Below are 19,697 nucleotides of genomic sequence, written 5' to 3'. Positions count from 1 at the left end.
CATGACGCGGCGGGTTTTGGCAGTCGATGATTCAAAGACCATGCGCGACATGGTGTCTTTCACGCTCAAACGCGGGGGCTTCGAGGTCGTTGAAGCTGAAGACGGGGTGGATGCAATAGCGCGGAGCGCCACGGGACTGTTTGATCTGGTCATCACGGATATCAATATGCCGCGCATGGACGGGATCACTTTAGTTGGCAAGCTTCGTAGCGACCCAAGATTTCGAACAACCCCCATTCTCGTTCTTACGACGGAGGCTGATGCCACCAAGAAGGCTGCCGGTAAAGCAGCCGGAGCCACGGGCTGGATCGTTAAACCCTTTGAACCCAGCCAATTGCTGGATGTGGTTCACAAGGTCTGTCGTTAGGAGCGCGCTTTATGGATGAATTTGAGCAGTTCCGTCAGACCTTCTTTGAAGAGTGTGCAGAGCTGTTGGAGCACCTCGAGGAGGCAACATCGAGCCTTCTACCGGGCCAAAACGACCCAGATGTGCTGGACCGGATGTTTCGTGCTGTCCATTCGATCAAGGCCGGTGCGGGAGCATTTAAATTTGAGCGCTTAGTGCGCTTTTCCCACGAATTTGAAACGGTTATGGATTTGGTGCGCTCAGAGCGCATTCTTCTAGATGATGATGATCCTGACTTTTTGCTGCGCTGCAGTGATGTGCTGCATAGCTTAGTCAGCGCCGCACAAAATGGTGTTGAGGCCGCTGAGGGTGTCGAGCATGAGGCCTTAGAAGACCTCAAAGATATGGCGAAACGCGCCAGCGACACGCCTGATATGCCATTGGATTTGATTATCCCGCAGGCCGATTGTGACACCACTGAAAAGCGCTTCACCCTACATTTCCGCCCCCATCGCGGGCTCTATGAAAGCGCGAACGAGCCCTATCTTTTAATTGATGCTCTGGCCGGGCTGGGGGCCTTAACGGTCAAAGCGGATGTCAGCGCCATTCCCGAGTTTAAAGATTTCCACCCGGAAGAGGCCTATCTCGCCTGGGATATGGATCTGCTGGCGGTGTGCAATGAAGGCGATATTCGTGAGGTCTTCGAGTTTGTTGAAGATGAGTGCGACCTTACCATCACATGCATTGATGATGATGTTGATGAGCTGACCGACACGCCCTATGTGGTCGAGGAAAAGGGCGCTGATTTGACCAAGAGTGCGCCTGCGCCGCAGGCGGCAAGTCCGGTGAAAGCCATTCAAGCCCTGGAAGATCCCAATGCGGGGCAAAACAAAGTCAGCTCCATTCGCGTCGATCTGTCTCGCGTGGATCGCTTGGTCGACATGGTGGGTGAGCTGGTCATTGCCCAGGCCGTCGCGCTGCAAAGCCTGGAAGAGCTGGTTGATATCCGCCATGTGCGCCAGCTGCAGAGCTTAGAAGATCTCACCCAACGCACCCGTGCCCTTCAAGAGGGGGTGATGGCGATCCGCATGCAGCCCTTGCGCGCGGTCTTCTCTCGTTTCCCCCGGGTCGTGCGTGATATTGCAGCCAAGCTGGGTAAGCGTGTGCGTCTGGAAATCGAAGGCGAAGGGACCGAAGTCGATAAAACCATCATTGAAGAGCTAAGCGATCCTTTAACCCATATGATCCGCAATTGTTTGGATCATGGCTTGGAAACCCCTGAAGAGCGTAAGGCCGCTGGCAAGCCTGAAGAAGGCGTGGTGCGTCTGACAGCCGAACAGCGCAATGGGCGGATTTTGATCCGCGTTGGCGATGATGGCCGCGGTTTGAACCCCGAAAAAGTTCTTAAAAAGGCCAAGGAAAAGGGGCTCGTGTCTCAGGACGCGGACATGTCCAAGGAAGAGATCGAAAACCTCATCTTCTTGCCGGGGTTTTCAACCGCCGATCAGGTGTCTGACCTGTCCGGGCGCGGCGTCGGCATGGATGTGGTCCGGCGCAATATTCAAAAGCTGGGTGGGCGGATCGGTGTGGATTCCATACCCGGTCAAGGGTCAATCTTTACGATGGCCTTGCCGCTGACCTTGGCGGTGCTGGACGGAATGTTGGTCTCGGCGCGCGCGGAGACCTATGTCATCCCACTCTCTGCGATTGTGGAAACGGTCTGTCCTAAAGCCTCTGACCTGCGCGATATGCCCGATAGCGGCCAGGTGATGTCGCTGCGCGGGGAAGTCATTCGTTTGATCGATGTGGGTACAGCTCTACGAACGGACACCATAAATAATGTCGAGCCGCTGCGCCAGATGGTGGTGGTGACCGAGACCGAGCTGGGCCGCAAAATTGGTCTCATTGTGGATGGGGTTTTAGGTCAGCAACAAGTCGTCATCAAAAGCCTGGAGGTCAATTACCGCGCTATTGCGGGGGTCGCGGGTACGGCGGTGCTGGGCGATGGCCGGGTCCGTTTGATTTTAGATGTGGATGGCTTGAGTGAAATTAATCCCCCCAGCCAGGACGCCCCTAACGCACTTAAACAAAAAGGGATGCGCGCATGAGTATGCAAACTGTCCTCAAAGATGTGGATGATGAAACGCTCGATAGCTTGCGCCCCAATCAGGCCGGGCGTCAGCAATATATCAGTTTCGCCTCCGGTAAGGAGCATTATGCGGTCGACATCATGTCGGTGCGCGAAATCAAGGGCTGGACGGAGACCACACGGCTTCCCAACCAACCTGATTATGTGCGTGGTGTGATCAATCTGCGCGGATCTGTTCTGCCGATCATTGATCTCAGCCGGCGCCTTGGTGGTGGATTTACAGAAGCCTCGCAACGTCATGTGATTGTAATCGTAGCGGTTAAGAATCGGCTGGTTGGCCTGTTGGTTGACGCGGTGTCCGACATTCTTTCCGTTGCGGATACCGCGATACAGGCTGTGCCTGACACGCACAGCCATGATGACGATAAAGCCTTCAGCGGACTTCTGACGGAAGGCGAGCATATGGTGGCCATGCTCGATCTTGATCATCTGCTTGCCCGTGTCAGCGCGCAGGTCGAGCACGCATCGCAAAGCTCATCCCAGGAACATTAAGCCCTTAGGTGTTTGTCATGACTATGTATTCTACATCCACTGCCCCAGTGAACGCGTCTGAACTCCACACCAAGCGGCTAGTTCTGACGGCAGCAACTTTCTTGGCCAGTTTGGCGATTATCATCGTGGCGGGGTTTCTCGCGCAAACCTATGGCTGGTTGGGAGCCTTGCTGATTGCTGTCCCGGCAGCCGGGGCCTATGCGGCCTGGGGTTATGGGCTGAGTTCTGAGCCGAAGACTGCCGCGCCGGTGTCGCCAGTGAATGATGAACGCCAGGCGCGTTTAAACTCAGCGCTCGATTGCGCAACGACGAATGTGATGATTGCGGATGCCCAGTACAACATCACCTATATGAATGCCACGATGAAAGAGATGATGCGTGCGGCCGAAGATGATCTTCGTTCAGAACTGCATAATTTTGATAGTCGCCAGTTGATTGGTACGAATATCGACCAATTCCATAAAAATCCTGCCCATCAACGCGCTATGCTCGATCGCTTAACCAAGCCTTACTACACGGAGCTAAAAATTGGTGTACGTGAGTTTAAACTGATTGCTAGCCCAATTTTTGATGACAGCAATACCCGTCTGGGTACTGTTGTTGAATGGGCGGATATTACCAAGCAACGTTTAAGTGAGCGCAAGCAAGCACAAGAGGTAGCCGAGAATGTACGTATTCGTTCTGCCTTAGATGCGGCGACGACAAGTGTCATGCTGGCGGATCATAATTATGACATCGTTCATATGAACCCCGCCATGGGCCAGATGATGCGCGATGCCGAAGCGGATCTGCGTACGGAGTTGAGGTCCTTTGATGCTAATAAATTGATCGGGGCCAATATCGATGTATTCCATAAAAATCCGGCCCATCAGCGCCAATTATTAGATCGTCTGAAAGAGCCATACCGCACGTCATTGCAGGTGGGTGGACGTGAATTTGACTTGATCGCAAGTCCAATTTTTGACCATGACAATAACCGTTTAGGCACTGTGGTCGAATGGGCAGACGTCACCAAGTTGCGCCAACAAGAACGTAAGCAAGCCCAAGTGGCAGCGGAAAATTCTCGCATTCGTTCGGCTTTGGACAATACCTCAACCAATGTCATGGTTGCCGATGATGATGCGCGCATTGTTTATATGAACCAAGGTCAGATGGAGATGATGCGAGAGGCTGAAGCGGATTTACGCAAGGCCTTGTCCCGCTTTGATGCGAATAATCTGATTGGTCAAACCATGGATATCTTCCATAAAAATCCGGCCCATCAGCGCGGATTGATTGAGAATCTCAGATCCACCTACGAAGCCGATATTAAGGTTGGGGTACGTCATTTCCACTTAATAGCGAACCCAGTGCTTGACGATAATGGCAAGCGGTTGGGAACAGTTGTTGAATGGCGAGATGAGACGAAAGAAAAAGCGATTGAAGTTGAAATTCAATCTGTCGTTCAAGCCGTAAGTGAGGGTGATTACTCGCATAAAATTTCTACAGAAGGGAAAGTAGGATTTCATCTCGCTCTGGCGGCTTCAATTAACGATCTAAGCGATACCGTAAGCAGTGTATTCAATCGATTTGGTGATATGCTGGAGGCCTTGGCCAAAGGTGACTTAACTCAACGTATTACTGATAATTACAAGGGTGTTTATGGGTCCTTGAAGGATAACTATAACGCTTCGGTTGATAGCTTATCTGATACTGTAAAAGAAATCACAGTGTCGGCGACAGAGGTGGCGAGTGCGGCCGAAGAAATTTCCACAGGAGCCAATGATCTTTCACAACGCACGGAACAACAAGCTGCGAACCTGGAAGAAACGGCGTCATCCATGCAAGAGATGACCTCAACGATTAATCAGAATGCGGATAATGCCGAACAGGCGAGCCAGTTTGCCGTTGCTGCGCGTGATGCAGCAACCCGCGGGGGCAGCGTCGTTGAAAACGCGGTGCTTGCGATGGGCAAAATTGAAGCGTCTTCACGATCCATTTCTGACATTATTGGGGTGATTGATGAGATCGCTTTCCAGACGAATTTATTGGCCTTGAATGCAGCGGTAGAGGCCGCGCGTGCCGGTGATGCGGGACGGGGCTTTGCTGTGGTGGCGTCTGAAGTGCGTTCCTTGGCACAGCGCTCTGCCCAGGCGGCAAAAGATATCAAGGATTTGATTGTCGATTCTACCGGTCAAGTTAAGGGTGGGGTCGATCTGGTCAACAAGACGGGTGAATCTCTAAAAGAAATTGTTGAATCGGTACGTCGGGTCGCTGACATCGTCGCTGAAATCTCGGCCGCGAGCCGCGAGCAAGCTTCGAGCGCACAGGAAATCAATAGTGCGGTTACCCAGATGGATGAAATGACCCAGCAAAACTCCGCCTTGGTTGAGGAGAATGCGGCCGCCGCTAAAACTATGAATTCTCAAGTTACTCGAATGAATCAATGCTTGAGTGGGTTTAAAGTTGCCGGCTTAGCCAGCGGCTCGCACCGTTTTGCGGCACAAGAAACCTCTGCGGCGTCGCCCGCTCGCGCGATGAAGAAGACCAGTGGAGCGCGTGGATTACAGACCGCGCTCGCTGAAAGTGTCCTTGATGACGATGATTGGAGCGAATTCTAAAGATAACTTCGGTCAATCAGTGAGACAATAATGGCGCTCTCCGTTTCAAAAAGCGATAAAAATCAGAATTTTGAAAACCGTGAATTCGCGATGAGTGAAGCGGATTTTCAAAAGATCAAGACTTTTATCTATGATCGCGCGGGGATCTCTCTGAGCGATCAAAAGCGGGGCTTGGTGTATGCCCGCTTGACACGGCGGCTTCGTGATCTAGGCCTGACGACGTTTAAGGCCTATCTTGATTATTTGGCAGAGGGTCAAGATAATCAAGAATTTAGTAATCTTGTCAATGCGTTGACGACGAACCATACCAAGTTTTTTAGAGAGCGTCACCATTTTGACTTTCTGCGCGGCACGGCCGCTGCGCAATGGCGAAAGCAACTTACCCGGGGTGCGCCTTCCAAAATTAGAATTTGGTCAGCGGGCTGTTCTACGGGTGAAGAGCCCTATACCATTGCGATGACCATGGCCCATGCCTTTGATCTCGACTTTGACTGGAAGATTTTAGCGACGGATATTGATACAACCGTGCTCTCGCACGCCAAGCGCGGGCAATATAGTGTAGATACAGCACGTGACATTCCCGCTCAGGTGAAGCATCGCTATATGCGCAGTTTAGGCCAGGATTTGATTGAAGTTGACAAACAGCTTCAAAGTCATATTCGCTTTAACCGTCTCAATCTACATGGCAACTGGCCGATGAAAGGGCCATTTGATGCAATATTTTGTCGCAATGTGACAATATATTTCGACCCGCCCACTAAGAATAAGCTGATCCAACGTTTCATTCAATTGTTGCCTCCAGGCGGGTTTTTATTTCTGGGGCATTCGGAAACCTTGGCGAGCAGAGATCTCGACTTAGAGCCCCTGGGGCGTACCGTCTATCAGCGCCCAATGAAGGGGGGGTGATGGTATGAGTGCAGGACGAAAGCTTAAGACTTCCGAGGGTATCAATATTCACCGCTATCATGACAGCAGTTCAAATCGCTGGATCGTAAAGATCATGCCGGGTGGGCAGTATATCTCCTATAATCAGGGTGAGTTGATAGCTACGGTTTTAGGGTCCTGTGTGGCGGCGTGCGTGTATGACCCGTTCGTCAAAATTGGCGGTATGAACCATTTCATGCTGCCCCACGACAATGAGGGATTGTGGGATGGAGCAAGCCTGGCTCTTCGCTATGGAAATCACGCGATGGAAGGCCTCATCAATGATTTGATGAAGTCTGGAGCCATTCGTAGTCGCTTGGAGTGTAAGGTGTTTGGTGGGGCGAATGTTGGCGCATCAGGCAATGTCGCGGCGATTGGCTCTAAGAATGCAACTTTCATCCGCTCTTATGCGGCAAAAGAGAATTTGCGCATTGTAGCTAGTGACTTAGGGGGAAATAAGGGGCGTCGTATTCTGTTCGATCCCCATACGGGAAAATCCTGGCGACGGTTTATCCAGGGTGGGGATGTGCAAGAGATCGCGAAGCGTGAGTCCAAATTAAGTTTGGCTCCGCCGGTATTGGAAAAAGCCAAGGGTAGCATAGAGCTATTTTAGGAGGTCGACGTGCCGGATAAGATTATACGGGTATTGATCGTCGATGATTCTGCGCTTATGCGACAGATACTCCAAACAATCCTTGGAAAAATTCCTGGGTTTAATGTTGTTGGAACAGCGTCTAATCCCCTCATAGCGCGCCAAATGATCAAAGACCTTCATCCCGATGTGATTACTTTAGATATCGAGATGCCGCAAATGGATGGTCTGTCTTTTCTTGAAAAAATCATGACCTTGCGTCCGATGCCTGTCGTGATGGTATCATCTTTAACCCAAGCGGGCGCAGATGCCACTTTACGAGCTTTAAGCATGGGGGCTGTTGATTTTATCAGCAAGCCGAGCGGAGATATCCGCGAGGGTATGGAGGCTTTAAGCCAAAAGCTTGTTGAGAAGCTGCGAATGGCCGCGCGCACCCGGGTCAGGGCCTATCAACCTCGCAAGGAAAGGCAAGCCCTTGAGCTTTTGCCGATCGCATCCAGTGAAGTGGTGATTGCGATCGGGGCTTCTACGGGCGGTGTTGAGGCCCTGGGTCATGTGCTGGAGCGTTTGCCCGCCAATAGTCCAGCTGTCATCATTACCCAGCATATGCCGGCGGGTTTTACGCGGAGTTTTGCTAATCGCTTAGATAAAATCTGTCCGATGAAGATTGGTGAAGCTCAAGAGGGCCGTCGCGTTATGCCTGGGCAAGTTTGGATTGCACCGGGCGATGCGCACCTGATCTTGAAGCGCAGTGGAGCTGATTATGTGTGCCGCTTATCGGATGCGGCACCGGTCAATAATCACCGCCCTTCCGTGGATGTGATGTTTGATTCAGTTGCAAAAGCGGCAGGACCAAATGCCATCGGCGTGATTTTGACGGGAATGGGCCGGGATGGGGCTGAAGGTCTGTTCCATATGAAGCAGGCGGGAGCGAAAACCCTTGGCCAGGATGAGGCAAGCTCTCTCGTTTATGGTATGCCCAAGGCGGCCTTTGAAGGCGGCGGCGTTGAAAAACAGGTGCCTTTAGAGGTCATCGCCTCAGAAATTCTGAAGTGGGTCGCAGGGCGTTCAACCCAGGCGATGAGGATCTGATATGGCTGTCAATTTAGATTATAACAATCTTTTGACGGGTTCCTCCTTAGGTGGGGTGCGCTCTCCGTTTGCTAAACTGGCGATTGGGACTCTCAACAGTGTTAACATGGTTCTGGGCGAAAGTGCGCGCGATGTTGAGCTCAACACCGGTCGCTTGTCGTCCTTATTCCAATCTCTTGTTGATGCCTCACAGGCGCAAAATGTAAGACTGTCACAAGTCATTAGCCAAATCGGCGTTGTGGAATACGACGGTAAAGTAATTGATCTTATCGATTTGCCAAAACTGCTTCAGGATACACTTGAAGAAATTACAGATCGAATTCTTATTCTTTCTAAACAGGGTGTGTCCCTTATTTATTCTCTTGATGAGATTTTGGATGAAGTCAAAGAATTAGGCTCTTGTGTCGCGGAAATCGAAGCGATTAATCGCCAAAGTCGCCTGTTATCTTTGAATGCTCAAATTGAAGCGGGTCGCGCAGGACAGGCTGGGGCCGGGTTCCAAGTTGTGGCGCATGAGATGCATGTTCTTGCAAGTCGTATTGACGCCCTTGCGGATCGGATGCGCTCGAGTATCGATGTTGTGCAAAATAATATTAATGAAGTTATTGAGCAAATCCGTGATGAATATAATAAAATGAATGAAATCGGGGCCATGGATTTATCCAGGCAGGTCGATGCGCGTGAGCATTTGCAAGTCGTATTAAACTCTCTTGTCGAGCGTAATGAGGTTTTAAAGGGGGCTATTGATGACTCTGCGACGGCTTCAAGCAGAATTACTGATGAGATCAATGACTTAGTGACGACTATGCAGTTTCAAGATCGCATGCGCCAACGCAGTGATGCGGTTGTTGGGGTTCTGGATATTCTGTTGAAGTTTATGCGCGATCAGCCTGAGGATTATTACGATGATGAGGCATGTGACGCGCTCTGTCAGAACATTTTAAGCGGTATAACTTTAAGTGAAGTGCGTTCAACATTTGAAGCAGCCCTGACAGGAAAAGTCTCGTCAGGGCTTTCTCCAAAAGAAGATGTCAGTGAAAACAACATCGAACTGTTTTGAGGTCTGAGATGGATTATGCTTGCTCACCGCGTGACTCCCATTTGCATATTGCGCTGACGGGAATTTTAACTTTTGACGATCATGAGAAGTTTAAGGGCGTTATTCGCGCGATCAATGAGAGCGACAATAATCAAGTTGAAGTTAGTCTCGCTGAATTGACGATGATCGACTCTGCGGGGGTTGGGATGTTGATTTTGGCCAATGATAAAGCAAAAAAGGCCAATAAGACCATGAGGCTAAGTGGTGTTAAGGGGCATGTGGAAAAAGTTCTTCAACTGTCCAAGATTGATCAGATAATAAAAGTTAATTGAATGGACGCGCAGTGAGTGATTCTGCTCCATCAAATTACAGTCTTGAAGTTTATGATTCAGCAATCATGGTTGTTGATGATTTGGCCTCAACCCGTAATCTAATCGCCTCGGTCTTGCGATCTGCGGGATTTAGTAACATCTTGTTTGCTATTGACGGGGTGGATGCTTTGGAGAAGATCGCTGCACATCCCCCTGATATCATTATTCTTGATCTCGTCATGCCTCGTAAATCGGGATTCGAAGTCTGCCAGGAAGTTCGTGAGGTTCTTAAACTTGAATGTCCGATCTTGGTGCAATCGGGTTTAGAGGACAATCTACATCGCGCAAAGGCCTTTGACGTCGGGGCGTCTGATCTTGTCATTAAGCCTATTAATCCGCCAGAGTTGATTTCGCGCATTAAATTGCACTTGGAAAAGCGCCGCGTCATTGAGACCTTGAAGGCTTATAAATCACGCATGGTTGATGAACTGCGTACTGCGCAAGCCATGCAGCGTGCTTTATTTAAAGACCCTGACAGCGTTGAACGCTTAGGGACGCGTCACGGTTTGAAGATTGCGACATTCTTTGAACCTTCAGATCAGATTGGCGGTGATTTTTGGGACATTTGGTCTTTAGATGAGCATCGTCTCGCCGTGCTTGTTGTTGATATTTCCGGGCATGGTGTCAGTGCGGCGATTAATGCATTTCGCCTTCATATGCTTGTTCAGGAAATGTCCAAGATTTCATGTTTGCCCGCGGAATGGCTGAGCCATATGAGCCGGTTCTTGTATGAAATTTTCCCCGTAGAGCATTTTGCCACAGCCTTTTACGGCATTTATGATCGGCGGACTTTGACCATGACTTTTGCCGGTGCCGGCGCGCCATCCCCCTTGGTTTTGCGTCAGGACGGCGCAGTTGATATCTGCGATGCCAGTGGCTTGCCTTTAGGGTGTATTGAAGAAGCGAGTTACACTAATCAAACTATATCCTTAAAGCCCGGCGATTGCCTTATGCTCTATAGTGACGCTTTGGTGGAAGACTTTGATAATGAGAATGAGCAGATAACAGATCGTGAGTTGGGAGCGCGTGCACAATTTGTCCGACGTCAGATCGACTGGAGGGATTTTCCCGCGCAGTTTGTCGAGGGCCAGTTTGGCACGCTGGAGGGGCCTTGGCGTGATGACTTAACTCTGGTGACATTGGAGGCCGAATGACGAATGGTTCTCTCACTGACGATTGGACAGGGCAGGTCATATGGATTGCCCTTGATGATCAAATTCGAAGTCAAGCCATTTGCGAGGCTTTGGATGATCCAGATGAATATCGTCTATATTGTCAGATGGATCCGCCCGTAGAGCGCGTCGGTATCGCCCTTTTTAATGATGAAAGCGTCGCGCGTTTGAATGCCGACCAGGCGCATATGGCCGATGCGTTTCAAACCATTTTATTGACAGAAAATACCTCGAGCCGCCGTGGGGCAGACTTTTTACTCCGCCCGGATTCCGATGTGGGGTCAATCCTGTCTGTGATCCGCGCAGCGGGGGAATTTCGCGAACAGGTCTTGTCCCTGAAAAAAGATGTTCAGAGGCGTAAATCTGCCATTGGCTCTATCATTTCAGGGGAGTTCTCCATCCGCACACTGGAGGAAGCGCGTAATTTATCCACGATGTTGTCTTTGGCGTGTCCGCAACAGGAATTGGTGGCTGTGGGCCTTCAAGAGTTGTTGATCAATGCCATTGAGCACGGCAATTTAGAAATCGATGCAGAGACCAAAGACCGATTGTTGAAAGAGGGGCAATGGCGTGAAGAGGTCGAGCGCCGTTTAAAGGATCCTCATTACTCGCATCGCCAAGCCCATGTTCGCTTTCGCCGGGGCGAGCGTTTAATTACCATCGTTATTGAAGACGAGGGTTCAGGGTTTGATTACAGTCTCTATGAGAACAAAACTTCTGATACCAATGCTTATCGTGGGCGTGGCATTCTAATGGCCAAAGAGTTGGCGTTCGACAAGGTGATCCATTTGGGCGACGGCTCAATTGTTGAAGCGGTTATTGAAATGAGCGGTGAGGGTGAGGAGGCCAGTTTTTAAGCGCTGGTTGCTGAAATCTTATGATCGCCGCGATAGCTTAGTTTGGCATGGGTCAGGGCCTGATCGGCGCGCCAGGTGGTGCGCTCAATCACCAAAATCGGACTTTGGGCTTTTATGGCGAGCCGTTTTGCAATCTCTGCGCTGGCTGCGCTGGCATAAAGTTGAGTGTCGAGGCGCGAAAGCGGCACTTCACGCACCAGCCAGGCATTGGCGCTGATATCTTGGAAGCTTTCTTCGCGCGCTTGAGGAATAGCGCTGAGATTGATCCAGCGTTCTTCAATCTGGAAGGGCGCATCATCGCCATAATGCAGCGCGCAGATATGCAATAGCGGCGCGTCGGGCGCGAGCTTCATCGTGTGGGCGATCGCCTCATCACTCAGCGTTTCTCGGATTAAACGGCGATAGCGATAGCACGCCGGGATGGCGGCGACCTCATCTTCGACCAAGGGGATTTTAAAGCGCATATCCTGGGCCGGGGCTTCGGCGACCCGTGTGCCCGCGCGCCGTTTACGCTCCACAATTCCGGCCTCGGCCAATTCGCGCAGTGCCCGATTGACCGTAGTGCGCGCGCATTGAAATTCACGCGCCAAGTCTTCCTCATTGGGGATGGGATCACCCACAGCCCAGACTTTAGCCGCAATCCGACGCAAGATCTCGGCCTTGACATCGCTATAGGATTTGATGCGGGATGCGGGCGACATGAAGGGCTTACAGGCTCTGGCGAAGCTGGCGCATCACGATTTTAAAGCGCGCCTCAATGGCATCGTGATGGATGTGACGGCCCTCTTTGACCATGTGTCGCCCGGCGCTCCAAACCTCACGCACAGCGCGGTCATCGCCTGCGAAGATGAAGCCATCCAGAAGGGTATCGCCTTTAAGATCCATAACAGATGCGTGCTCGCCATCCAGCGCGATCATGTCGGCCAGCTGACCGACGCTAAGCCGGCCCGCTTTGCGCCCCAAGGCGCGCGCGCCGCCCTGGGCCGCGCCTTCATAAAGGGTGCGTCCGACGCTTAGATGGGGCTCGCCACTCATCACATTGCGCGCACGATGGGTCAGGCGTTGGGAATATTCCAACAGGCGTAATTCTTCGCTGAGGGAGATGCGCACATTGCTGTCTGAGCCTATGCCGAACATGCCTTTGGCGGCCAGATAATCCGCACCCGCAAAGACGCCATCGCCCAGATTGGCTTCGGTGATTGGACAAAGTCCCGCAATGGCCCCCGATTGAGCCAGGGTTTGGATTTCGTGGGGTGTCATATGGGTGGCGTGGACCAGGCACCAGCGTGGATTGAGGTCTAGGTTTTGCGCCAACCATTCAATCGGACGTGCGCCATAGCGTTCCTGTACCGCTTGAACCTCGGCGATTTGCTCAGCGATATGGATATGAACCGGATCATCGGGGCGTAGCGCAGGCAAGGTCTTCAAATCGCCTTGAGTGACGGCACGCAGCGAGTGGGGCGCAAGGCCCAGGCGATAATCTTGAGGGTGGGTGTCTAACAGCTTGGCCGTGTAATCGAGCATTTCCACGAAACTGCCCAGATCATGGCGAAAGCGCAGCTGGCCGCCTTCCAACGGCTGATCGCTCATCCCGGCGCGGGTGTAATACACCGGCAGATGCGTCAGGCCGATCCCGGTCTGGGCGGCGGCGGCGAAGATGCGCGCGGACATTTCTTCAGGCTGGTCATAGGCCACACCGCCGACTTGGTTATGCAGATAGTGAAACTCACCGATACTGGCATAGCCCGCTTCCAGCATTTCCATTTGCACCTGGGCGGCGATGGCTTCGACGGCGCTGGGGTCGAGCACCTCTAAGAAGCGATACATCAAGGTGCGCCAGCTCCAGAAATCATCGCCCATACGGCTGGCGCGCGCTTCAGTGAGGCCCGCCATCGCGCGTTGAAAGGCATGGGAATGTAGATTGCCCAGGGCGGGCAGCAAGATATCGCATTTAAAGGCATTGGCCGGTTCTGCGTTCGCAGCCAGCGCCAGAATGACGCCGTTTTCGTCAAAAGTTAGGCGAACGTCATTTTGCCAACCTTCAGATGTTAATGCAGTTTTTGCCCAAACTTGTGTCATGACGGCGCGCCTGATGTGTTTTGTGATCGCGAAGCGGATTGACAAATATGTGCATACATAATCAAGTTGCGCAATCCTTTTCACCGGACCGGGGCCGTGGCCTCGTATTTTGAGGATAGCTCATGACGGGTCGAGTTTTAACCGGCGCGCGCTTGGCCACTTTGGTCGATAACGCTGCGCCCTATGGTTTGATAGATAAAGGCGCGATCGCGGTTAAGGATGGCTCTATCGTCTGGGTCGGGGCGCAGGATGATTTGCCGGAGATCTATCAAAACTGGCCGCGTGAAGACCATGACGGGCGTTTGATCACTCCGGCCTTTGTGGATTGCCACACTCATCTGGTGTTTGGTGGGGATCGCGCGCGTGAGTTTGAAATGCGCCTGGAAGGCCGGCCTTATAGCGAAATTGCCAAGGCGGGCGGGGGTATTCTCTCCACGGTCAAGGCGACCCGCGATGCGCGCGTTGAGGATTTGGTTACGGCCGCTTTGCCGCGCTTGGATGCCTTGCTCGGCGAAGGCGTGGCCACGATCGAGATTAAGTCTGGCTATGGATTGAGCGTAGAGAGTGAGCTCAACTTGCTACGCGCGGCGCGTCAATTGGAAAGCTTGCGTCCGGTTCGGATCAAAACCACCTATCTCGCCGCCCATGCGATCCCGCCCGAATATAAAGGCCGCGGTGATGATTACATCACTGATATTGTGCTGCCCGGCATGATTGCGGGCCATCAACAGGGCCTGATCGATGCGGTTGATGGGTTCTGTGAAAGCATCGCGTTTAGCGTTGTGCAGATGGAGCGGGTCTTTGATCAGGCGCAGGCGCTGGGCCTTCCCATCAAGCTGCACGCCGAGCAATTGACCAATCAGCGCGGCGCGATTATGGCCGCGCGGCGCGGGGCATTGTCAGCCGAGCATTTGGAGTATCTGTGCCCTGAAGGCGTCGGTGCGCTGGCCGCAGCGGGCACGGTTGCCGTGCTCTTACCCGGCGCGTTTTATACCCTGCGCGAGAGCCAGAAGCCCCCCGTGGCGGCTCTGCGCGAAGCCGGTGTCGCCATGGCGATTGCGACGGATTGCAATCCTGGCTCATCGCCTGTGACCTCGCCGCTCTTGATGCTCAACATGGCCTGCACCCTGTTTCATATGACCCCGGAAGAAGCCCTGAAAGGGATGACGGTGCATGCGGCGAAAGCCTTGGGCCTGGCCGGTGAGGTGGGCCAGATTGCGCCGGGCCAGCGCGCCGATCTGGCGATCTGGAATGCGGCAGCGCCCATCGATCTGATCTATCGGCTGGGGTTCAACCCCTTGCACTCTCGTCTTTATGGAGGCTCAGCATGAGCGATGATACAGCTTTGATCCTGGTGCCAGGCTCTGTAACCCTTGATGATCTCAGGGATATTTATCTGACTGATCACTCAGTCATTTTGGATCGCGCCTGCCAACCCCAGGTTGAGGCGAGCGCGCAGCGCGTGGCCGAGGTCGCCGCCGGGGACGCAGCCGTCTATGGGATCAATACCGGTTTTGGGAAGCTCGCCAGTGTGCGGATCCCGCCCGAAGATGTCGCGACTTTGCAACGTAATTTGATCCTGTCGCATTGCTGCGGTGTGGGCGATCGTCTGCCCAATCAGGTCGTGCGTTTGATCATGGCGATCAAATTGATCTCGCTGGGCCGCGGGGCGTCGGGTGTGCGCTGGAGCTTGGTTGAGCTGCTTGAAGGCATGCTTGCGCGCGGGGTTTATCCGGTCATCCCGGGTCAAGGCTCGGTCGGGGCTTCGGGTGATCTCGCCCCGCTGGCCCATATGGCCGCGGTCATGATGGGGGAGGGCGAGGCCGAGTATGACGGTCACATTCTGCCCGGTGGGGAGGCTTTGCGCGCCGCAGGGTTGAGCCCCATCGCGCTGGCCGCCAAGGAGGGCTTGGCGCTCATCAATGGTACTCAAGTCTCAACAGCTTTGGCCTTGGCGGGGCTATTCCGGGCCTGGTGGGCGGGGCTCAATGCGCTGGTCACCGGCGCGATGTCCACCGATGCAGCCATGGGCTCGTCCGCGCCCTTCCACGAAGAAATTCATCTGTTGCGCGGCCAACCTGGCCAGATCGCCGCCGGTCAGGCCTTGCGCAAGCTTTTAGAGGGCTCGCTCATCCGCGATAGCCATTTGGATGGGGATGAGCGGGTCCAAGATCCCTATTGCCTGCGCTGCCAGCCGCAGGTGATGGGGGCGGCGCTGGATGTTTTGCGTCAGGCCGGGGAGACTTTGCAGCGCGAAGCCAATGCCGCGACCGATAATCCGCTGGTCCTGACTGATGGATCAATCATTTCGGGCGGCAACTTCCATGCCGAGCCTGTGGCCTTCGCTGCGGATATGATCGCCATGGCGGTGAGTGAAATCGGGGCGGTGACCCAGCGCCGGATTGCGCTGTTGGTTGACCCTGCGCTCAGCTTTGGTCTGCCCGCTTTCCTAACGCCCAAGCCGGGGCTCAATTCAGGCTTTATGATTGCGGAAGTGACCTCTGCGGCCTTGATGAGTGAAAATAAACAGCGCAGCCATCCGGCCAGTGTCGATTCCACCCCGACCAGTGCCAATCAGGAAGATCATGTCTCCATGGCCTGTCACGGGGCCCGCCGTTTGTGGGATATGACGACGAATTTGGAAAGAATTGTCGGCATTGAAGCGCTGTGTGCCGCGCAAGGGGTTGAATTGCGCGCGCCTTTACGCACCTCGCCGCGTCTTCAAAAGGCCATTGATATTATTCGTCAGGTCAGTCCGACATTGCAGGAGGATCGCTATCTCGCCCCCGATCTGGAAGCGGCGGCGCAGCTGGTCCATACCGGCGCGTTGATCATTCCCGTGATTGATGTTCTGCCCTCACTCGCCATCCATGTGAATGAGCATATGGCTGATCCGTTGGAGAAGTTCGATGACGGATTGGGTTGATATTTATGAGGGCGATAGCCCGCTCATTCTCGCCTCACCCCATAGTGGGACCTATGTGCCCGACACGATGTTTGCGCGGTTAAATGCGCGCGGTCAGACCTTGGCCGATACCGATTGGCATATCGACCGCGTCTATGATGATCTGATCCCAGGCGCGAGCCGTGTGCGGGCCTTGTTTCATCGCTATGTTATTGATCCTAATCGTGATCCATCGGGGGGGAGCCTTTATCCGGGGCAGAACACCACCGGCTTGGTGCCTGAGGTGGACTTTGAAGGCAAACCGATCTGGCAAGAGGATCAAGCCCCCGGCGAAGATGAGGTTCAAGAGCGCTTGCGCCGGTTTCACGCGCCCTATCACCGCGCCCTAGACGCCTTGATCGCGCGGGCCTTGGATCGCTTTGGCGTGGCCATTCTCTATGATTGTCACTCGATCCGTTCGCGTTTGCCGTTCCTGTTTGAGGGGCAATTGCCGGATCTCAATCTTGGCACATTCTCAGGGAAGTCTTGTGATTCTGCCATTCAGGCGCTGGCCGAACAGGCCCTAGTGGGCCAGACAGACTTTACCTCTGTCGTCAATGGCCGCTTCAAGGGCGGCTGGACCACGCGCCATTATGGCCAGCCCGCGAAGAATGTTCATGCGGTTCAGATGGAGATCGCTCAGCGCGCCTATCTGATCCATGAAACACGCCCCTTTGATCTCTCGCTTTCGAAAACCGCGCGCCTTCGCGCTCATTTACGTCCGCTCCTTGAGGGGTTGGAAGCCTTTGGCCTTGGCCAGAAAGGATAATTCCCATGTCTGATCCGCGTCACAATATCCGCACCATTCGTGCGCCTCACGGTGCCACGCTCACCACCAAATCCTGGCTCACCGAAGCGCCTTTGCGGATGTTGATGAATAATCTCGATCCCGATGTGGCGGAGAACCCCAATGAGCTGGTGGTCTATGGCGGGATTGGTCGCGCGGCGCGCACCTGGCAAGACTTTGACGCGATCGTTGATAGCCTCAAAACCCTTGATGAGACTGAGACTTTATTGGTGCAATCGGGTAAGCCGGTGGGCGTTTTTAAAACCCATGCCGATGCGCCGCGCGTTCTGATCGCCAATTCCAATCTGGTGCCGCATTGGGCCAATTGGGACCATTTCAATGCCCTCGATAGAGCCGGTTTGATGATGTATGGCCAGATGACCGCCGGGTCCTGGATCTATATCGGCTCGCAAGGCATTGTTCAGGGCACGTATGAAACCTTCGTTGAGGCCGGTCGTCAGCACTATCAAGGTGATCTCACCGGAAAGTGGATTTTGACCGCGGGCCTTGGCGGGATGGGCGGGGCGCAACCCCTAGCCGCAGTGATGGCGGGCGCCTGCTGTCTGGCCGTGGAATGTGATCCAGAGCGGATCGATTTCCGCATCCGCACCCGCTATGTTGATGAGAAGGCCGAGACCTTGGATGAGGCCTTGGCGATGATCGCGCGCTGGACGGCCGCCGGTGAAGCCAAGTCCGTAGGCTTGGTCGGCAATGCCGCGGAGATTTTCCCAGAGCTGGTGCGCCGCGGGGTTCGCCCTGACATTGTGACCGATCAAACCTCCGCCCACGATCCTTTGAACGGCTATCTGCCCAAGGGGTGGAGCCTTGGCGAATGGCATGAGAAACGCGAAAGCGATCCCAAAGCGGTTGAGGCCGCCGCGCGCGCCTCAATGAAAGAGCATGTAGCGGCCATGGTGGCGTTTTGGGATCAGGGTATTCCAACCCTTGATTATGGCAATAATATCCGCCAAGTGGCTTTGGATGAGGGGCTGGAGCGGGCCTTCGCCTTCCCCGGTTTTGTTCCCGCCTATATCCGTCCGCTGTTTTGTAAGGGTATTGGGCCTTTCCGCTGGGCGGCGCTGTCGGGTGATCCGGAAGATATTTATAAGACCGACCAGAAAGTCAAAGAGCTGTTGCCGGACAACACCCACCTTCATAACTGGCTGGATATGGCGCGCGAGCGCATCGCCTTTCAGGGCTTACCGGCGCGCATTTGCTGGGTCGGTCTGGGCGATCGTCATCGCCTGGGCCTCGCCTTCAATGAAATGGTGGCCAAGGGTGAATTAAAGGCTCCCGTTGTGATTGGCCGTGACCACTTGGATTCAGGCTCTGTGGCCTCGCCGAACCGCGAAACGGAAGCCATGAAAGATGGTTCGGATGCGGTGTCCGATTGGCCTTTGCTCAACGCGCTTTTAAATTGTGCCTCGGGCGCGACCTGGGTCTCGCTGCACCATGGCGGCGGGGTCGGCATGGGCTTCTCGCAACATTCCGGCATGGTGATTTGCTGTGATGGCACGGATGAAGCGGCCGAGCGGATTGAGCGCGTCTTGTGGAATGACCCCGCGACGGGGGTCATGCGTCACGCCGATGCCGGGTATGACATCGCGAAAGAGTGCGCGCGTGAGCACGGTCTTAATCTGCCCGGTATTTTAAAATAGTCCGCTTTAAGAATACGACCCCGGACTTGATCCGGGGTCCATTCCACAATTGCCAGATATTTAAGCAGAAAGCTCTCACAACCTGTCATCCCCGATTTAATCGGGGATCTATGATCATTCATGGCACACTCAATAGATCCCGGATCGCGACTTTTAGCGCGCGACCGGCTATCGCCTACATGAGGCTAAGGCGTCGGGGTTGGGGGGTATCGTGACATTGCGGACTTGATTTGGGGTCCAAATCGAAATCAGACAGGGTTTGCCTGCGCACCTGCGCACTCGCCGCTAAAACCATAGTGTCATCCCGGAAAAGCGAAGCGCACATCCGGGATCTGTAGCGTTTATGGAAAAGTTTATAGGTCCCGGATCTCACTGTTGTTCGTCCGGGATGACAGACTAGGCTTTTCCTCAACCGGCTTGCGTTTATTAGAACGCCCTCTCCGGCCTTTCAGGCCACCTCCCCCGCTTCGCAGGGGAGGACATAACGGGCGATCAGCCCGCAAGCGCGAACGCGCGCCCGCAGCGTAAGCGAGGATTGGGATAACCGGGCGATCAGCCCGCAAGGCCAAAGGCCGCCCGCAGCGTAAGCGAGGAT

Annotated in this window: 17 protein-coding genes; 15 read left to right on the top strand and 2 right to left on the bottom strand. The window is 53.8% G+C overall.

The genetic code is table 11. From position 1 onward, the window contains the following. The first annotated feature begins 1 nt into the window (after position 1). The 11 genes from H151_RS0103025 to H151_RS0102975 all read left to right on the top strand — a co-directional run bounded on the left by H151_RS0103025 (position 2) and on the right by H151_RS0102975 (position 11,634). Positions 2 to 367: a response regulator gene (locus tag H151_RS0103025; protein WP_019960152.1), complete on the top strand. Its 366-nt coding sequence runs from the start codon at positions 2 to 4 to the stop codon at positions 365 to 367. An 11-nt stretch (positions 368 to 378) separates the two neighbouring features. Beyond that, the gene (locus H151_RS0103020) at positions 379 to 2,454 is read left to right on the top strand and encodes a chemotaxis protein CheA (protein WP_019960151.1); all 2,076 of its coding nucleotides are present in this window, start codon (positions 379 to 381) and stop codon (positions 2,452 to 2,454) included. Then, complete coding sequence (locus H151_RS0103015) at positions 2,451 to 2,987, top strand: chemotaxis protein CheW (protein WP_019960150.1); 537 nt, start codon at positions 2,451 to 2,453, stop codon at positions 2,985 to 2,987. The genes H151_RS0103020 and H151_RS0103015 overlap by 4 nt, the downstream gene beginning before the upstream one ends. A gap of 257 nt (positions 2,988 to 3,244) precedes the next feature. Beyond that, entirely contained in the window at positions 3,245 to 5,587 is a 2,343-nt protein-coding gene (locus tag H151_RS0103010) for a methyl-accepting chemotaxis protein (protein WP_233354488.1), read from the top strand. A 30-nt stretch (positions 5,588 to 5,617) separates the two neighbouring features. Further along, a complete protein-coding gene (locus tag H151_RS0103005) occupies positions 5,618 to 6,493 on the top strand; it encodes a CheR family methyltransferase (protein ID WP_019960148.1) in 876 nt (291 codons plus the stop codon). 4 nt (positions 6,494 to 6,497) lie between these two features. Further along, a complete protein-coding gene (locus H151_RS0103000) occupies positions 6,498 to 7,124 on the top strand; it encodes a hypothetical protein (RefSeq protein WP_019960147.1) in 627 nt (208 codons plus the stop codon). Positions 7,125 to 7,133: 9 nt separating this feature from the next. Next, positions 7,134 to 8,195, top strand: coding sequence for a protein-glutamate methylesterase/protein-glutamine glutaminase (locus H151_RS0102995; RefSeq protein WP_026353782.1), 1,062 nt, complete (start codon positions 7,134 to 7,136; stop codon positions 8,193 to 8,195). A 1-nt stretch (position 8,196) separates the two neighbouring features. Further along, entirely contained in the window at positions 8,197 to 9,255 is a 1,059-nt protein-coding gene (locus tag H151_RS0102990; protein ID WP_019960145.1) for a methyl-accepting chemotaxis protein, read from the top strand. 8 nt (positions 9,256 to 9,263) lie between these two features. Then, entirely contained in the window at positions 9,264 to 9,566 is a 303-nt protein-coding gene (locus H151_RS0102985; RefSeq protein WP_019960144.1) for an STAS domain-containing protein, read from the top strand. A 65-nt stretch (positions 9,567 to 9,631) separates the two neighbouring features. After that, complete coding sequence (locus H151_RS15305; RefSeq protein WP_019960143.1) at positions 9,632 to 10,759, top strand: PP2C family protein-serine/threonine phosphatase; 1,128 nt, start codon at positions 9,632 to 9,634, stop codon at positions 10,757 to 10,759. Continuing rightward, the gene (locus tag H151_RS0102975) at positions 10,756 to 11,634 is read left to right on the top strand and encodes an ATP-binding protein (RefSeq protein ID WP_019960142.1); all 879 of its coding nucleotides are present in this window, start codon (positions 10,756 to 10,758) and stop codon (positions 11,632 to 11,634) included. Before H151_RS15305 ends, H151_RS0102975 begins: the two co-directional genes overlap by 4 nt. Here H151_RS0102975 and H151_RS0102970 read toward each other — a convergent pair. Continuing rightward, a complete protein-coding gene (locus H151_RS0102970) occupies positions 11,631 to 12,335 on the bottom strand; it encodes a GntR family transcriptional regulator (RefSeq protein ID WP_019960141.1) in 705 nt (234 codons plus the stop codon). The two genes, H151_RS0102975 and H151_RS0102970, sit on opposite strands and share 4 nt — an antisense overlap. A gap of 7 nt (positions 12,336 to 12,342) precedes the next feature. Beyond that, positions 12,343 to 13,713: a formimidoylglutamate deiminase gene (locus tag H151_RS0102965; protein WP_019960140.1), complete on the bottom strand. Its 1,371-nt coding sequence runs from the start codon at positions 13,711 to 13,713 to the stop codon at positions 12,343 to 12,345. A 122-nt stretch (positions 13,714 to 13,835) separates the two neighbouring features. Between H151_RS0102965 and hutI the strand changes: the two genes are divergently transcribed. The 4 genes from hutI to hutU are packed head-to-tail and all read left to right on the top strand — an operon-like array spanning position 13,836 to position 19,102. Continuing rightward, complete coding sequence (hutI, locus tag H151_RS0102960; protein WP_019960139.1) at positions 13,836 to 15,044, top strand: imidazolonepropionase; 1,209 nt, start codon at positions 13,836 to 13,838, stop codon at positions 15,042 to 15,044. Continuing rightward, on the top strand, positions 15,041 to 16,639 hold the full coding sequence (hutH, locus tag H151_RS0102955) for a histidine ammonia-lyase (protein WP_019960138.1): 1,599 nt from the start codon (positions 15,041 to 15,043) through the stop codon (positions 16,637 to 16,639). The genes hutI and hutH overlap by 4 nt, the downstream gene beginning before the upstream one ends. Further along, a complete protein-coding gene (gene hutG, locus H151_RS0102950; RefSeq protein WP_019960137.1) occupies positions 16,623 to 17,426 on the top strand; it encodes an N-formylglutamate deformylase in 804 nt (267 codons plus the stop codon). The genes hutH and hutG overlap by 17 nt, the downstream gene beginning before the upstream one ends. Before the next feature lie 5 nt (positions 17,427 to 17,431). Beyond that, positions 17,432 to 19,102: a urocanate hydratase gene (gene hutU, locus H151_RS0102945; protein WP_019960136.1), complete on the top strand. Its 1,671-nt coding sequence runs from the start codon at positions 17,432 to 17,434 to the stop codon at positions 19,100 to 19,102. The last annotated feature ends 595 nt before the right edge of the window (positions 19,103 to 19,697 follow it).

The sequence above is a fragment of the Woodsholea maritima DSM 17123 genome, assembly GCF_000382325.1.
In the GTDB taxonomy this organism is placed as follows: Bacteria; Pseudomonadota; Alphaproteobacteria; order Caulobacterales; family Maricaulaceae; genus Woodsholea; species Woodsholea maritima.
The sequence above is the reverse complement of the archived record's forward strand: the minus strand, read 5'-3'. Positions and strand labels throughout refer to the sequence as shown.